Below are 15,141 nucleotides of genomic sequence, written 5' to 3'. Positions count from 1 at the left end.
ATCGACGCGACGGCCGTCAATACACCGTCAAAGTCCCACCCGAGACCCGTTAGGAGTCTGTCAGGGCCGTTTCGTTCGCAACCTCGCTGATGTTCGCTGGTGAGGTTCAGGACGTGCGGAGGAGTCGGGTACGCGTGAGTACGGAGAGTGTCGTCGGCATCATCATCGCGGTCTGTCTGGCCGGGTATCTGATCCTCGCGTTCTTCTTCCCCGAGAAGTTCTGAGCGTGACGACCACAGACGGGGCCGGCCCGGACGCAGGGGCGCGGCGGCCGGCCGCCCGGCCCGGACGGCTCAAGGTCTTCCTGGGCGCGGCTCCCGGCGTCGGCAAGACGTACCGGATGCTCGACGAGGCACACCGCCGGACGGCGCGCGGCACGGACGTGGTGGCCGGTTTCGTGGAGTGCCACCGGCGCCGGCACACCGAGGCGAAGCTCGACGGCCTGGAGACCCTTCCCCTGGCCGCCCACGACTACCGTGGCGGCCGGTACGCCGAGCTGGACCGGGAAGCGCTGCTGTCCCGGCGCCCGCAGCTGGTGCTGATCGACGAGCTCGCCCACACCAACGTGCCGGGGAGCGGCCCGCACCCGAAGCGCTGGCAGGACGTGGAGGACATCCTCGCCGCCGGAATCGACGTCGTCACGACGCTCAACATCCAGCACCTGGAGTCGCTGAGCGACGTCGTGGAGAAGATCACCGGAGTACCGCAGCACGAGACGGTCCCCGACGACTTCGTACGCCGCGCCGACGAGATCGAGCTGGTCGACATTCCCCCCGAGGGACTTCGACGCCGGATGGCGCACGGCAACATCTACCCTCCGGAACGGATCGACGCCTCCCTCGCCAACTACTTCCGCCCCGGCAACCTCATCGCGCTGCGGGAACTCGCCCTCCTGTGGCTGGCCGGACGGGTGGACGAGGCCCTCCACAAGTACCGGATCGAGCACGGCATCGGGGGCGTCTGGGAGACCCGGGAGCGGGTGGTGGTGGCGCTCACCGGCGGACCCGAGGGCGAGACCCTGATCCGGCGCGCCGCCCGCATCGCAGGCCGGTCCGCCGGCGGCGAGCTGCTCGCCGTGCACATCGCGCGCAGCGACGGACTCGCCGCCGGGGTCTCGCACGCGGCGCTCGCCGCGCAGCGCGCCCTCGTCGAGGACCTGGGCGGCAGCTACCACTCCGTCGTGGGTGACGAAGTACCCACCGCGCTGGTGGACTTCGCCATGGCGGAGAACGCCACCCAGCTCGTCCTCGGTACGAGCCGCCGCCGCAGGCTGGAACGTTTCCTCACCGGCAGGGGAATCGGCGAGACCGTCGTGGGGCTCTCCGAGGAGATCGACGTCCACATGGTCACGCACGAGCGGGCGGGCCACGGACGGCTGCTGCCGTCCCGCCGCCGCACCCTCCCCACCTCCCGGCTCATCGCCGGTCCCGTGGCCGGTGTGGTGATCCCGGTCCTGCTCACCCTCGCCCTCGACCGGACGCGCGGCACGCTGAACCTCACGAGCGAGGCACTGCTGTTCCTGGTGGCGGTCGTGGGCGTGGCCTGCATCGGCGGGGTCGCCTCCGCACTGATCGCGGCACTGACCGCCGCCCTGCTCCTGAACTACTGGTTCATGCCGCCCATAGGCGAGTTCACCATGAGCGACCCGGACAGCGTGCTGGCCCTGGTGGTCTTCGCCGTCGTCGCCGCCACGGTGGCCGCCGCGGCGGACAGGTCCCTGCGGCTCTCGCGCCGCGCCGCCCGGGCCACGGCCGAGGCGGAGACGATGTCCTCCCTCGCCGGCAGCATCGTCCGCGGCGACCAGACGATCCCGGCGCTCCTGGAACGCACCCGGGAGACCTTCGGCATGGACACCGTCGAGCTGGCTCCGAAAGCCCCCGACGCCGGTTCCGTCACCGGGACGGGGACCGAGCGCGGTCGCCGCCTCCACGGCGGTCCGGACTCCGCCCAGGTGGTCGCGGCCGGACCCGGGGCCTACCTCGTCCTGCGCGGCCGTACGCTGCCCTCCTCCGAGCGCCGCGTGCTGGCCGCCTTCGCCGCGCACGTCGGCGCCGCGGTCGAGCGGGCCCGCCTGGCCGAGGCCGCCGCCGAAATCGAACCCATCAAGGCAGCCGACCGCCTGCGCACCGCCCTGCTCCGGGCCGTCAGCCACGACCTGCGGACCCCGTTGGCCGGGGCGCTGGCCGCGGTCAGCTCGCTGCGCACTCCGGACGTGGACTTCTCGCCGGAGGACCGGGCGGAGCTCCTGGAATCCGCCGAGATGTCCCTGAACCGGCTGAACCGGCTGGTGGAGAACCTGCTCGACCTCAGCCGCCTGCAAGCCGGCGCCCTCACCCTCGAACTGCGGGCCACCGCCCTCGAGGAAGTCCTGCCGGCCGCCGTGGAGTCACTGGAACTGCTGTCGACGGACGGGCCCGGCATCGAGGTACAGAACCTGGAGACGGTACCGGCGCTGCGGGCCGACCCGCCGCTGCTCGAACGGGTCCTGGCGAACCTGGTCGGCAACGCGGTCCGCCACGCTCCCGGTGACCGTCCGGTGCTGGTGACGGCCAGCGCCCTGGCCGGCCGGGTCGAGGTCAGGATCGCCGACAGAGGTCCCGGGATCGCCGCCGACGACCGCGAGCGTGCCTTCGAGCCCTTCCAGCGCCTCGGAGACCGCGGCAACACCGCCGGCCTCGGCCTCGGCCTGGCGCTGGCCCGGGGGCTCACCGAGGCGATGGACGGCACGCTCACCCCGGAGGACACCCCCGGCGGCGGCCTGACCATGGTCCTGTCCCTGCCCGTAGCCGCCGATGCGGCCACAGGACAGCTCTGACCTGCATGTCCTGGTCAGTATGAAAGTCATTTTGGCACGGCTCAGGACGGCCGCCGCCGAGAAGCAGACCGCCATGCGGCTCAATCAGCTCGAACCCGGAGGGGGCGGCGGACCGGGGCCGCAAGCTCCGGCAGAGGCTGGGCACCGACGGGGACCACGCCAAGGCCAGTACGCAGGAGGCGGCAGGCTCGATGAAGAAGGACTTCGCCCTGGGTGCGGCCCTCTCCACGGTCGCGGACAAGTGGCACGACCAGCTGGGCACGCTGCTGGACGCCTGCGCCCACATCTCCAACCACCTGGACTACACGCAGAACGCCCAGGGCCTGGCGGGCGCCCAGTGAGCCGCCGCCGCGCCACCGTCCTGGCCGCACTCCTCCTGGCCGGTACGGCAGGGTGCGCGCAGGGCCGGGAGTACGCGGCACCCGGCGACGTCTGCGGCGTCACGGTGCGGCCCGCTCTGCTCAAGCCCCTGCTGCCGCCCGGCGAATCCTTCGAGCAGGGCGAGACCCGGGAAGCCGGCGGAGACATCACCGGCTGCGGGATGGAGGTCGACAAGCGCCGCGAACTGACCTTCCAGGCAAGTCTGGTGACCGCCGATGTGGACCCGCTCCAGGTCAAGAGCGACAGTCTGCTGCGCGCCGGAAACCCCCGCAGGGCCGACATCGGCAGCGACGCCCGGATCGCGGACAGCGCGGCCATGGCGTACGGCGCGTGCACGTACAAGGGCGAGCCGCGCCGGTACGTGGTGGAGGTGTGGGTGCGGACCCCGCCGACCGACGTCGACGAACGCCGCGAGGACCTCGCCCGGTTCATCGCGGCGTACCTCCCGGCCGCCCAGGAGGCGGCAGGGTGCACCTCGTGACCGGAAGCCCCGGCCCGGTGGGGCGATGCGGGTCCCCGACCAGTTCCGACCACTTCCGACCTAGGACGCAGCCTGTGCAGCACGACGACGAACCGGTCTTCAAGCGGAGCAAGTGGGGAACCAACCGCTACTACTACAACCCCAGGAACCCCGTCGGGCTCGCCCTCATCGTCATCACCCTGCTCTTCGGAGGCACGATGATGATCCTCATGGCCAACCGGGCCGGGCCCTTCAAGCCCGCGCCCGCCCCCACTCCGTGGAACCCGCCGGCGTACGAATACTCCCGGCCGTCCCCGTCGGGCAGCCCCACACCGTGGCCCCCGCTGCCGCCGAGCACCAGCCCGCCGAGCCGCTGAAGCCGACGGGGTTCCCGCCGCGCGGGAACCCCGTCAACATCGCGTAGCCATCACATCAGCGGTGCATCAGGGTTCGGCACCAAGTCCCCTCTTCGCCCTAACGTCGTCCCCATGGAACGACGTTTCACTCGGGCCGCGACCGGCACCCACGGCGACGAAGCGGCGCCTCCCGGATCCTGCGCGCAGGACATCCACTGGGCCGGTGAGCGACGCTCGGCGATCGGTGTCGCGTTCCTCCTGTTCACGGCCCTCTTCGCGATGGATGCCGGCTTCGGCGGCCTCGACATGGCCCGGGGCGTCATCTGGACCGGTCGGGCCGGCCTCGTCTTCGTGATCCTGCACCCGACGCTGGTCTGCGTGGGTCCCGGTCTGCTGAGCACCCGCGGACTGCTCATGACCGACACGGTCCGCACCGACTCCCTCGCCTCGGTCCGGTGGTCCGACGGGGTCGCCCAGCGGTTGGTCCTCCGTGACACGGAGGGCAGCCGGGTCGAGATCGACCCGACCGTCCTGATCCGCACTCCCGCCCTGTGGGGCCGCCTCGACGCCGACACCCGGACGTCGATCCAGCGCGGCACTCTCGTGCACGGCGCGACCGCCCTGCACGAGCTGGCGCAGCGCATCGACCGCGAGACGGCCCACACGGTCTTCAAGGTCTCCGGTCTGCAGTGACCCGCTCGCTCATTCCGCGTCGCGGTTGAACCGCGCCGTCGACCAGCGGTGGCCGAGCGCGATCAGGCCGACGCACCAGGCCCGGCGCCGCGGCGATGTCCCTCGCAGAACATCTGCACGCGGCGCCGGGATCGTCGACACGGACGTCGACTCGTCGAACTACCGCTTGAGCGCGGACGCGCTCAGCCCTGCACGTCGCCTTCGGCTTCCTCGACGTGCGCGATGGCGTCGGTCAGCTGCTTCCGCGCACGGGCGGGGACGTAGCCGCCCTCCGCGTAGTTCTGGACGAACGCCTCGGCGAACTCCACCGGGTCCTCCCCGACGATCTCGCGGATCGGCGTTCCGTTCACCGCCGCCTGCTCGAACAGGTCGGCGAGGTCCTCGAACATCGACGCATTGCTGTCGGCGTCGGTCGGCACGAAGTGCATCAGGTACCGCTCGATCGCCTCGACCGCCGTGCGCTGGTTCTCGGGAAGCTCCTTGACGCGCGCCTTGTACGCCCTCCAGCGCTTCTTGGGCCCGATCACCTTCGAGATGAAGCCGCCCTTTTCGACATCGGACATGATTACCTACCCCCTTCACGGAGCTGTTCCAGTCGTTCCGCGAGGAAGCTCCACGTCCCCCAGAACTCATCGAGGTACTCCCGTCCCCGCGCGTTGAGGGAGTACACCTTGCGCGGCGGCCCCTTCTCGGACGGGACCTTCTCCACGTCGACGAGACCGCGCTTCTCGATCCTGATGAGCAGCGCGTAGATGGTCCCTTCGGCGATGTCGGAGAAACCCTGCTCCCTCAGCCACGCCGTGATCTCGTAGCCGTACGCGGGCCGGCCGGACAGGATCGCGAGGACGATGCCCTCCAGCGTGCCCTTGAGCATCTCCGTCACCAGCTTGGCCATGGAACACCTCCTCCCTGAGCTATTCAGTGCTGTTGAGTACCGGTACACCGTAACGCTGACTACCAGTACTTAGCAAGACGGAATAGCGGAGATGCGGGCCCGCCCTCGAACGTGCGAAGCCGACGGGTGGATGTTGCAATGGCTGTGGCGGACTGTCCGTCGCCACCAAGACCGAGCAGCTCGAGCAGTTGGGCGGCTCGCAGACCCAAGGTCTGCTGACCGAGGAGGAGTTCACGGCCGAGAAGGCCACACCCCTCGCTTGAAACGGACGTCCGGAACCGAGACGGGACACACCCCATGACGGCGTCGGATCCACGCCCTGCAGGGCCTTCCGCAGTGACACCGCCCGAAGTGACACAGCCCGAAGAGGCGGACCGGCTGGGTGAACTGCTCCGCAGTCCCGGCTATCTCAAGGCGCTCGTGTTCTGCGCCCTCATCGGCGTCCCGGTGTCGCTCATCGCGTTCTGGTTCCTGGTCGCACTCCACGAGCTGGAACACCTGATGTGGGAGGACCTGCCGGAGGCTCTGGGGTGGGACCTCCCGCCGTGGTGGTGGCCGTTGCCGCTGCTGCTCGTGGCCGGCACGACCGTCGGGCTCGTCGTCACCCGCCTCCCGGGCGGGGGCGGCCACATCCCCGCCGCGGGACTCCATACGGGCGGCATCTCACCCGGCGCCCTGCCCGGCGTGGTCCTCGCCGCCCTGCTCAGCCTTCCCCTCGGCGCCACGCTCGGACCGGAGGCCCCGTTGATCGCCCTGGGCGGCGGTCTGGCCCTGCTCTTCAGGGATCTGGCGCGGGCGCCGGCGACCCCCCAGAGCACGGCGCTCCTGGGCGCCGCGGGATCGGCCGCGGCGGTCGCGGTGATCTTCGGGAGCCCGCTGATCGCGGCGGTGATCCTCATCGAGGTGGCCGGAGTGGGCGGGCCGCAGCTGTTCGCGGTCATGCTGCCCGCGCTGCTGTCGAGCGGGGTGGGCGCACTCGTGTTCACCGGCTTCGGCCGCTGGACCGGTTTCGATGCGCCCAGCCTCTCCGTGAAGGTGGGCGTGCCCGTTCCGCACCTCGACGCCGGGGACGTCATCTGGGCGGTGGTGATGGCCGTGGCCATCGGCGCCCTCGTGCACACGATCATGCGAGGGGGGCGGCTGACCGCACGGTTCGTCGCCAAGCGTCCCGTCGTCCACACCACCCTGTGCGCCCTGGCGGCCGGCGTCTGCGCCGCCGTGTACGCGCTCACGACCGGCCGGTCGCCCGCGAACGTCGCGTCCTCCGGCCAGGGGACACTGGGCCAGTTGGCCGCCGATCCGCACGCCTGGGGGGTCGGGGCCCTGATCGCCGTGCTGCTGTGCACCAGCGTCGCGTACTCCCTGTGCCTGGGCAGTCTGCGGGGCGGCCCCGTGTTCCCGTCGCTGTTCCTGGGCGCTGCGGCGGGTGTGCTGCTCGCGCCGCTGCCGGGCCTGGGTGTCGTACCGGCCATGGCCGCGGGCATGGCGGCCGCGACCGCCAGTGCCCTGCGGCTGCCGGTCAGCAGCATCGTGCTCGTCGTCCTGGTGCTCGACAGCGTCGCCATGACCCCGGTGGTGGTCCTCGCCGCCGTCGTGGCCTTCGTGACGACCCAGTTGCTGCCGCGCGGCTCCGTCTGAGCTCTCCGCCGTACTTGCGTCGCACGGTCGCCCCGCCGAAGTGCACTGCGGCCCGCGTGCGCCGAGAGTGGAAGTACCCCTCCGGCGGCCGGACGGGGCCGGCCGTACTGCGCGAAGGAGGCCGCATGGCGCGTGACCACGTGCGGGGCCACGTGCACGGGCCCACGCGGGCACCGCCGCGCGGAGTCCGGACCGGTGGGATTCCCGCGACCGTGGTGGTCGTGACGGGCGTGGCGGGGGCGGGAAAGTCCACGGTGGCCCTGCTGCTGGCCCACCGGCTCGGCTGGGCCTACCAGGACGCCGACGACTTCCACACGCCGGTGAACCGGGCCAGGATGGCGGCCGGCGAGGCCCTGACCGACGAGGACAGACGCCCGTGGCTGGCTGCCGTCGCGGCCTGGATCGGCCGGCGGATCGCGGCGCGGGAACCCGTGGTCATCGCCTGCTCCGCGCTCAAGCGCGCCTACCGCGACCAACTGGCCGGAGGGCGGCCTGAGGTGCGGCTGGTCCACCTGCACGGTTCGCGGCAACTCATCCGGTCCCGGCTGGTGGCCAGGCACGGCCACTTCTTCCCCGCGCAGCTGCTGGACAGCCAGTTCGCCGACCTCCAGGAGCCGGAACCCGACGAGCGCGCCTGCGTGGTGGACGTCGACCGGCCCCCGGAGGCCGTTGTCGCGGCCATCGTCGCCCAGCTCAGCGCCGTACCGACCGAGGAGCCGCACATGCCCCCCACGGCATCAGGAGAACAGTGGCGGCTGCGCCACGGCGCCCACGAGGCGGTGGTGGTCGAGCTGGGCGGCGCCCTGCGCCACTACGCGGTGGACGGACGGCCGCTCCTCGACGGGTTCGCCGCCGGCGAGCGGATCACCGGCGGTCGCGGGCAGCTCCTCGTGCCCTGGCCGAACCGGGTGGCCGGCGGGAGCTACCGCTTCGGCGGCGAGGAGCTGCGACTCCCGCTGACCGAACCGGAGAACGGCAACGCGATCCACGGGCTCCTGAGGTGGGTGCCGTGGCGGCTGCAGGCCCGCGGCGAGGACGCGGTCACGGTGGGCACCACCCTCTTCCCGCAGCCGGGGTACCCGTACCGGCTGGAGGTCGCGGCCGCGTACCGGCTGGGCCCGGAGGGGCTCGACACCACGGTCACCACCACCAACGTGGGGGACGCCGCCGCGCCCTACGGCGTGGGCCAGCACCCCTATCTGACCGTGGGCACCGACCTGGTGGACACCGCGCTGCTGACCGTGCCGGCGCGCCACCGGCTCCGTACCGACGAACACGGCCTGCCGACCGGTGAGGAGCCGGTCGAGGGCACGGCGTACGACTTCCGCACCGCCCGGCCCATCGGCGAGGAGCACCTGGACACCGCGTACACGGGACTCGACCGGGACCCCGCCGGCCACTGCACGGTACGGCTGGCCCACCCCTCGGGGCGGCACGGCATCGACGTACGGCTCGTCGAGGGCATCCGGTACGTGCAGGTCTACACCGGGGACACGCTGTCGGAGCATGGGCGGCGCCGGCGCGGCGTCGCCATCGAGCCGATGTCCTGCCCGGCCGACGCCTTCCGCAGTGGCACGGCGCTCACCGTCCTGCAGCCGGGCGACAGCCACGTCTTCCGGTGGGGACTGGCCCCGTGGGGGTCCTGGTGACCCCGGACACCGGACCGTCGGCGCCGCGGCCCATGACCGGTGACGCCTTTCGCGCGTTGTACGAGGAGCTGCGCGACCGGAGCCCGCGTGCCCCGGACGACCGGCGCGGCGCGCTGGGCCACTTGACGCACGAGCGCGTCGTGGCCGCCGCCGCCGAGGTCCGCTCCGGACGTACGGTGTCCCTCGCCGCGCCCATCGAAACCCTGCCCGGCCCGGACAACCCCGAACCGGCACGCCACCGGATGATCGCGCCCGCCGACGGTGAGACCGGTGAGACCGGCGGCGACGGGCTGCACTTCGCGCGCGACCGCTTCGCGATGAACGTGCACGGGGACGCGGACAGTCATCTCGACGCGCTGTGCCACGTGCTGTTCGACGGAGAGCTCTACAACGGCGTGCCGGCGAGCAGTGTGACGTCCCAGGGGGCCGGGGCGCTCTCCGTCGAGCTCGTACGGGACGGCATCGTCGGCCGTGGCGTGCTCCTGGACGTTCCGCGGCTGCGGGGCGTGCCCTGGCTGGAGCCCGGGGACCACGTGACCGCCGCCGACCTGACGGCGGCGGAGGCGGCCCAAGGGGTCCGGGTCCTGCCGGGCGACCTGCTGTTCGTACGGGTGGGGCATCGGCCCCGGCGCCAGGAGCGCGGGGCGTGGGACGCGGCGCGGGCCCGGGCCGGCCTGCATCCCGCGGCCGTACGGTTCCTGGCCGACCGGCAGGTCGCCGCGCTGGGCTCGGACGGCAACAACGACACCGCCCCCAGCGCGGTGGACGGGGTCGGCTTTCCCGTGCACGTGCTGGCGGTGCACGCCATGGGGCTGCACCTGATGGACTACCTGCAGTTCGAGGAGCTGACCCGGGCGTGCGCCCGCGAGGACCGGTGGTCCTTCCTGTGCGTGGTCGCGCCGCTCAGGCTTCCTTCGGCCACTGGCTCGCCCGTGAACCCGATCGCCGTGCTGTGACGGCCGGGTCGTCCGGTCGCCGCACCCGGGAAGGAGGGATACGTTCGAAGAGGTGGGCTGGCTGCCGCGTCCCGGCAGCGCGCAGAGAGAGGGCCGGTGACAGGGCGGGCCCGCGAGCGCAAGGACGGTGGTCGCCGTGGGCGAATCCCCGCACTACGACGTCGTCATCATCGGTTCGGGCGCCGGCGGCGGCACCCTCGCCCACCGGCTCGCCCCGTCCGGCAAACGGGTCCTCATCCTCGAACGCGGTGACTACCTCCCCCGCGAGCGCGACAACTGGGACTCCACCGCCGTGTTCGTGAAGGGCAAGTACCGTGCCCCGGAGTTCTGGCTGGACAAGCACGGCGACCAGTTCCCGCCCGAGGTCAACTACTACGTCGGGGGGAACACCAAGTTCTACGGCGCCGCCCTCTTCCGGCTGCGGCCCGAGGACTTCGGGGAGCTCCGCCACCACGACGGCCTGTCGCCGGCCTGGCCGATCCGGTACGAGGACCTGGAGCCCTACTACACGCAGGCCGAGCACCTGTACCTGGTGCACGGACGCCACGGGGAGGACCCGTGGGAGGGCCCGTACAGTGCCCAGTACGCCTATCCGCCGGTCGAACACGAGCCGCGGATCCAGCAGTTGAGCGACGACCTGGAGAAGCGGGGGCTGCACCCCTTCCACCTGCCCATCGGCGTCAACCTGGTGCAGGACGAGCACGGGCGGGCGACCGGTTCCAGCGTCTGCATCCGCTGCGACCGCGTGGACGGATTCCCCTGCCTGGTGCGCGGCAAGTCGGACGCCCAGGTGATCTGCGTGGAGCCGGCCCTGCGGCACCCGAACGTCGAAATGATCACCCGTGCGCGGGTGGTCCGGCTGGAGACCGACCCGACCGGACGGAGCGTCAGCGCGGTCGTGACCCGGGGCGAGGACGGGGCCGAGGCCTCCTACTCCGCGGACATCGTGGTCGTCGCCTGCGGGGCGGTCAACTCGGCGGCGCTCCTCCTGGCCTCGGCCGACGACCGCCACCCCCGCGGGCTGGCGAACAGCTCCGACGTGGTCGGCCGCCACTACATGCGCCACAACAACCTTGCGCTGATGGCTATTTCGAAGGAACCCAACGACACCAAGTTCCAGAAGACCCTGGCCCTGCACGACTGGTACCTCGGCGCCGACGACTGGGACTACCCGCTGGGCGGCATCCAGATGCTCGGCAAGTCGGACGCCGACCAGATCCACGGCGAGGCGCCCCGCTGGGCGGGTGCCGTGACCCCCGACATGCCCTTCGAGGTCATGGCCCACCACGCCGTCGACTTCTGGCTGTGCGGCGAGGACCTTCCCCTCCCCGACAACCGGGTCACCCTCGAAGGCGACGGCACCATCCGTCTCGTGCTCGACGAGAAGAACAACATCGAGGGGCTGAAGCGCCTGCGGCACAAGCTCCAGGGCATGCTCAGCCATCTGGGGATGCACGAGCACCAGCTCCTGTCGCGGAGCATCTACCTCCACAAGGGCATGCCGATCGGCGCCACGGCGCACCAGGCCGGCACCGTGCGGTTCGGCGACGACCCGGCCTCGTCCGCCCTGGACGTCAACTGCAAGGCCCACGATCTCGACAACCTGTACGTGGTCGACACGAGCTTCTTCCCGAGCATCGGGGCGGTCAATCCGTCCCTCACGGCGATCGCGAACGCCCTGCGGGTGGGCGACCACCTCGTGGAACGGCTGGGATGACCCCGGAGCCTCCTCCGACCGGGGGGTGATGCTCGGCCGCGTGGCCCAAGAGCACCTCGCCCGGGCCGCCGATCTCCGAACAGGGTGATTCGGTGGCGTTCGGACCCTGTCGGGCCGCGGTCCGGCGGACCGGATCGGGCAGTCGAGGAGGCAGTCGATCGTGAGTTCCACCGAGGGAGTACCGCGGGGAGTGTTCCCCGCCCACCTGCTCAAGGGCCAGAAGGCCCTGGTCACCGGCGCCAACAGCGGAATCGGCAAGGCCACGGCCATCGGCCTGGGCCGGGCCGGCGCCGACGTCGTCGTCAACTACGTGGCCGGCGCGGAAGAGGCCGAGAAGGTGGTCGAGGAGATCGCCTCGTTCGGCGTACGCGCCGCCGCGTACGAGGCGGACGTGTCCCAGGAGGACCAGGTCGTGGCCATGATGGACCGGATGGTCCGGGAGTTCGGCACGATCGACATCCTGGTCGCCAACGCCGGACTGCAGCGCGACGCCCCGTTCGAGGAGATGACGCTCGCCCAGTGGCAGAAGGTCCTGGACGTCAACCTGACGGGCCAGTTCCTCTGCGCGCGGGAAGCGACGAAGGAGTTCCTGCGGCGCGGCGTCGTCCCCGAGGTGTCCCGCTCGGCCGGAAAGATCATCTGCATGAGCTCCGTCCACCAGATCATCCCCTGGGCGGGGCACGCGAACTACGCCTCCTCCAAGGGCGGCGTGCACATGCTGATGACGACCCTGGCCCAGGAACTCGCGCCCAAGAAGATCCGCGTGAACGCGATCGCTCCCGGAGCCATCAAGACGCCGATCAACCGGGACGCGTGGGAGACGCCCGAGGCCCTGGAGGACCTGCTCCGGCTGATCCCGTACGTGCGCATCGGCGACCCCGAGGACATCGCCTACTCGGCCGTGGCCCTCGCCTCCGACCTCATGGACTACGTCGTGGGCACCACGCTCTACGTGGACGGCGGCATGACCCTCTTCCCCGGCTTCGCCACCGGCGGCTGACCCTCGTCCGGCCCGTCATCCCGAGCGGCAAAGGAACGCATGCACACCACGCTCCACCTGCTGGCGGCAGACGCCCCCGCCCAACTGCTCCCGGCCCGGGAGCTCATGGCCTTCACCCTCGCCTCCCACATCATCCTCGTGCCGATGGGTGTGGCGCTGCCGCTCATCACCCTGATCATGCACTACATCGGCCTGCGCAAGAACGACGCGACGGCCCTGCTGCTGGCCCGGCGCTGGTCGGCGGTGATGGCCGTGCAGTTCGCGATCGGCGTCGTCACCGGCACCGTACTGTCGTTCGAGTTCGGTCTGCTCTGGCCGGGGCTGATGGGCAAGTGGGGCGATGTCTTCGGGGTCGGTTTCGGTGTCGAGGCCTGGGCGTTCTTCCTCGAAGCCGTGCTCATCGCCATCTACCTGTACGGCTGGCGCAGGCTGAAGCCGCGCACCCACTTCCTGCTCGGGCTGCCGCTGCCGGCCGTCGCGCTGCTGGGGGCCTTCGGCATCCTGGCGGCCAACGCGTGGATGAACACCCCGCAGGGGTTCACCCTCGACTCCCAGGGCAAGCCGGTCGACGTGGACGTCTGGAAGGCCATCTTCACCCCGATGTTCGGGCCGCAGTACTGGCACTTCGTGGTGGCGATGCTGCTGACGGCGGGCTACGTCGTGGCGGGCGTCTACGCCGTCGGATGGCTGCGCGGCCGCCGGGACCGCTACCACCGGCTCGGCTTCACCGTCCCCTTCACCCTCGCCGCGGTGGCCACTCCGGTGCAGTTCGTCCTGGGAGACTCGATCACCCGGCAGGTGTTCCAGAAGCAGCCCGTGAAGTTCGCCGCCCTGGAGATCGTCTGGGACACCGACAGCCACGTTCCGGAGTACCTCTACGGCCGGCTCCACCCGGACGGATCGATCTCCGGCGGCATCAAGTTCCCCCAGCTGGACTCCATCCTGGCCGGGTTCAGCCCGGACACCGTGGTGACGGGGCTGTCCTCCGTACCGGCGGACGACCGGCCGAACGCCACTCAGGCCACGATCGCCCACTGGGCCTTCGACACCATGGTCGTGCTCGGCAGCCTGCTCCTGCTCCTCGCCCTCTGGTACGGCCTGATCTGGTGGCGCCGCCGCCGGCTGCCCGCCTCCAAGTGGTTCTTCCGCAGCGCCGCCTGCGCCGGCGTCGCCGCCGTCGTCACCGTCGAATGCGGCTGGATCGCGACCGAGGTGGGCCGCCAGCCCTGGATCGTCTACCAGAACATGCGCGTCGCGGAGGCCGTGACCTCGACCCGCTCCACCACCCTCTGGATCATGTTCGGTCTGGTGATCGTGGTGTACGTGTTCATCTTCGGGGCGTTCCTCACCATCCTGCTGAAGATGCGCGACCGATGGCGCCTGGCCGACGAACAGGCGGACGGAGGGACGGCGGAGGCACCGGAGGCGATCACCCCCTACGGTCCGCGCCCGCCGGTCCCGGCCGGCGACGCCCCGTCCTCGGGAGACGGCGGCTCCACCGCGTCCGGGGGAGGTGGAGCGTGATGGCCGACCTCGTCGCCTTCGTGCTGCTGCTGGCCGTGGCCGCGTACGCCTGCGGCGGCGGGACCGACTACGGCGCGGGCTTCTGGGACCTGACGGCCGGCGGAGCCGAGCGCGGCAAGCGCCCCCGCTGGCTGATCGACCACGCGATGGCGCCCGTGTGGGAGGTCAACAACGTCTGGCTGATCTTCGTCCTCGTCCTCATGTGGACCGGGTTCCCCGTGCTGTTCCAGACGGTGTTCACCGCCATGTGGCTCCCCCTGGCGCTGGCCGCCCTCGGCATGGTCCTGCGCGGCGCCGGATTCGCCCTGCGCAAGCCCAGCCGCCGGCTGGCCCGGCGGCGCCTCTACGGCGCCGTGTTCGCCATCGCCTCCCTGCTCACCCCGTTCTTCCTCGGGGCGGCCGTCGGAGCGATCGCCACCGGCCGGATCGCACCGGGTACCGAGGCCTCGGCGGACGCGTGGGCGAACCCCGCGTCCCTGCTGTTCGGCCTCGTCACGGTGGCCGGGACCGCGCTCCTCGGCGCCGTGTTCCTGACCGCCGACGCCGCACGCTTCGGCGCACCCGATCTCGTCGGCTACTTCCGGCTCCGCGCCCTGCTCAGTCTCGTCGCGGTCGCCCTGACGGCCGTGGGCGTGCTCCTCGTCACCCGCGGGGACGCCCCCCACGTCTGGCACGGACTGACCCACGGCGCCGGGCTCGCCCTCGCGATCGTGTCCGCCGTGTTCTTCGCCGCCACCGCACTGTTCGTGCTGCGGGAGCGGACGCACTGGGCCCGCTTCAGCACCGTCGGCATCATCGGCGCGGCCGTCCTCGCCTGGGGGCTCGCACAGCGCCCCTACCTCATCCCCACCTCGCTGACGGTGGCGGAAGCCGCGGGCGACTCCCAGACCCTGGTCTGGCTCTCGGTGGTGAGCCTCGTCGCCCTGCTGCTCATCGTCCCGGCCGTCTTCTTCCTCTACTGGCTGGACACCCATGGCGAGCTGGAGCCCCTCACCGACTCCGACCTGCGACGGACCGGCCCCACGAGGGGTGAGGTGGCCGACGGCGACTGAGCCCC

General features: G+C 71.5%; 15 protein-coding genes. 13 read left to right on the top strand and 2 right to left on the bottom strand.

Annotation, left to right across the window (positions count from 1 at the left end; all coding sequences use genetic code 11):
* Positions 1–134: 134 nt before the first annotated feature.
* The 6 genes from kdpF to ACIPYQ_RS09765 all read left to right on the top strand — a co-directional run bounded on the left by kdpF (position 135) and on the right by ACIPYQ_RS09765 (position 4,705).
* The gene (gene kdpF / locus ACIPYQ_RS09790; protein ID WP_361768289.1) at positions 135–224 is read left to right on the top strand and encodes a K(+)-transporting ATPase subunit F; all 90 of its coding nucleotides are present in this window, start codon (positions 135–137) and stop codon (positions 222–224) included.
* Positions 225–340: 116 nt separating this feature from the next.
* Positions 341–2,815 carry an ATP-binding protein gene (locus tag ACIPYQ_RS09785; RefSeq protein ID WP_401249322.1) on the top strand — a complete coding sequence of 825 codons (2,475 nt, stop codon included), beginning with the start codon at positions 341–343 and terminating at the stop codon, positions 2,813–2,815.
* A gap of 191 nt (positions 2,816–3,006) precedes the next feature.
* Positions 3,007–3,156, top strand: a complete 150-nt coding sequence (locus ACIPYQ_RS09780) for a hypothetical protein (RefSeq protein WP_401248132.1) — start codon at positions 3,007–3,009, stop codon at positions 3,154–3,156.
* Complete coding sequence (locus tag ACIPYQ_RS09775; protein WP_401248129.1) at positions 3,153–3,677, top strand: hypothetical protein; 525 nt, start codon at positions 3,153–3,155, stop codon at positions 3,675–3,677. Before ACIPYQ_RS09780 ends, ACIPYQ_RS09775 begins: the two co-directional genes overlap by 4 nt.
* Positions 3,678–3,751: 74 nt before the next feature.
* A complete protein-coding gene (locus tag ACIPYQ_RS09770) occupies positions 3,752–4,033 on the top strand; it encodes a hypothetical protein (protein WP_401248127.1) in 282 nt (93 codons plus the stop codon).
* Positions 4,034–4,144: 111 nt separating this feature from the next.
* Positions 4,145–4,705 (top strand): hypothetical protein, encoded by a 561-nt coding sequence (locus ACIPYQ_RS09765; protein ID WP_401248124.1) that lies wholly within the window; start codon positions 4,145–4,147, stop codon positions 4,703–4,705.
* A 182-nt stretch (positions 4,706–4,887) separates the two neighbouring features.
* Here the strand turns inward: ACIPYQ_RS09765 and ACIPYQ_RS09760 are convergent, their stop codons facing one another.
* Together ACIPYQ_RS09760 and ACIPYQ_RS09755 are read right to left on the bottom strand one after the other, a co-directional pair.
* Positions 4,888–5,268, bottom strand: a complete 381-nt coding sequence (locus tag ACIPYQ_RS09760; protein WP_401248122.1) for a DUF1048 domain-containing protein — start codon at positions 5,266–5,268, stop codon at positions 4,888–4,890.
* A 2-nt stretch (positions 5,269–5,270) separates the two neighbouring features.
* Positions 5,271–5,600, bottom strand: a complete 330-nt coding sequence (locus tag ACIPYQ_RS09755) for a PadR family transcriptional regulator (RefSeq protein ID WP_361759604.1) — start codon at positions 5,598–5,600, stop codon at positions 5,271–5,273.
* Positions 5,601–5,897: 297 nt separating this feature from the next.
* On the opposite strand from ACIPYQ_RS09755, the gene ACIPYQ_RS09750 reads away from it, so the two are divergent.
* From ACIPYQ_RS09750 to ACIPYQ_RS09720, 7 genes are all read left to right on the top strand, one after another.
* Positions 5,898–7,238 carry a chloride channel protein gene (locus tag ACIPYQ_RS09750; RefSeq protein ID WP_401248118.1) on the top strand — a complete coding sequence of 447 codons (1,341 nt, stop codon included), beginning with the start codon at positions 5,898–5,900 and terminating at the stop codon, positions 7,236–7,238.
* Between the two features lie 125 nt (positions 7,239–7,363).
* Positions 7,364–8,887, top strand: a complete 1,524-nt coding sequence (locus tag ACIPYQ_RS09745; RefSeq protein WP_401248115.1) for a gluconokinase, GntK/IdnK-type — start codon at positions 7,364–7,366, stop codon at positions 8,885–8,887.
* Positions 8,888–8,919: 32 nt separating this feature from the next.
* Positions 8,920–9,843: a cyclase family protein gene (locus ACIPYQ_RS09740; RefSeq protein ID WP_401248112.1), complete on the top strand. Its 924-nt coding sequence runs from the start codon at positions 8,920–8,922 to the stop codon at positions 9,841–9,843.
* A gap of 136 nt (positions 9,844–9,979) precedes the next feature.
* Positions 9,980–11,560: a GMC oxidoreductase gene (locus ACIPYQ_RS09735; protein ID WP_401248110.1), complete on the top strand. Its 1,581-nt coding sequence runs from the start codon at positions 9,980–9,982 to the stop codon at positions 11,558–11,560.
* A gap of 205 nt (positions 11,561–11,765) precedes the next feature.
* On the top strand, positions 11,766–12,560 hold the full coding sequence (locus ACIPYQ_RS09730; protein ID WP_401249319.1) for an SDR family oxidoreductase: 795 nt from the start codon (positions 11,766–11,768) through the stop codon (positions 12,558–12,560).
* A gap of 39 nt (positions 12,561–12,599) precedes the next feature.
* Complete coding sequence (locus tag ACIPYQ_RS09725; RefSeq protein WP_401248107.1) at positions 12,600–14,084, top strand: cytochrome ubiquinol oxidase subunit I; 1,485 nt, start codon at positions 12,600–12,602, stop codon at positions 14,082–14,084.
* The gene (locus tag ACIPYQ_RS09720; RefSeq protein WP_401248105.1) at positions 14,084–15,136 is read left to right on the top strand and encodes a cytochrome d ubiquinol oxidase subunit II; all 1,053 of its coding nucleotides are present in this window, start codon (positions 14,084–14,086) and stop codon (positions 15,134–15,136) included. Before ACIPYQ_RS09725 ends, ACIPYQ_RS09720 begins: the two co-directional genes overlap by 1 nt.
* Positions 15,137–15,141: the final 5 nt, after the last annotated feature.

It is taken from the genome of Streptomyces sp. NPDC090045 (assembly GCF_044747975.1).
Taxonomy (GTDB): domain Bacteria; phylum Actinomycetota; class Actinomycetes; order Streptomycetales; family Streptomycetaceae; genus Streptomyces.
Note: the sequence above shows the minus strand (reverse complement) of the source record. Positions and strands in the feature narration are given on the sequence as shown.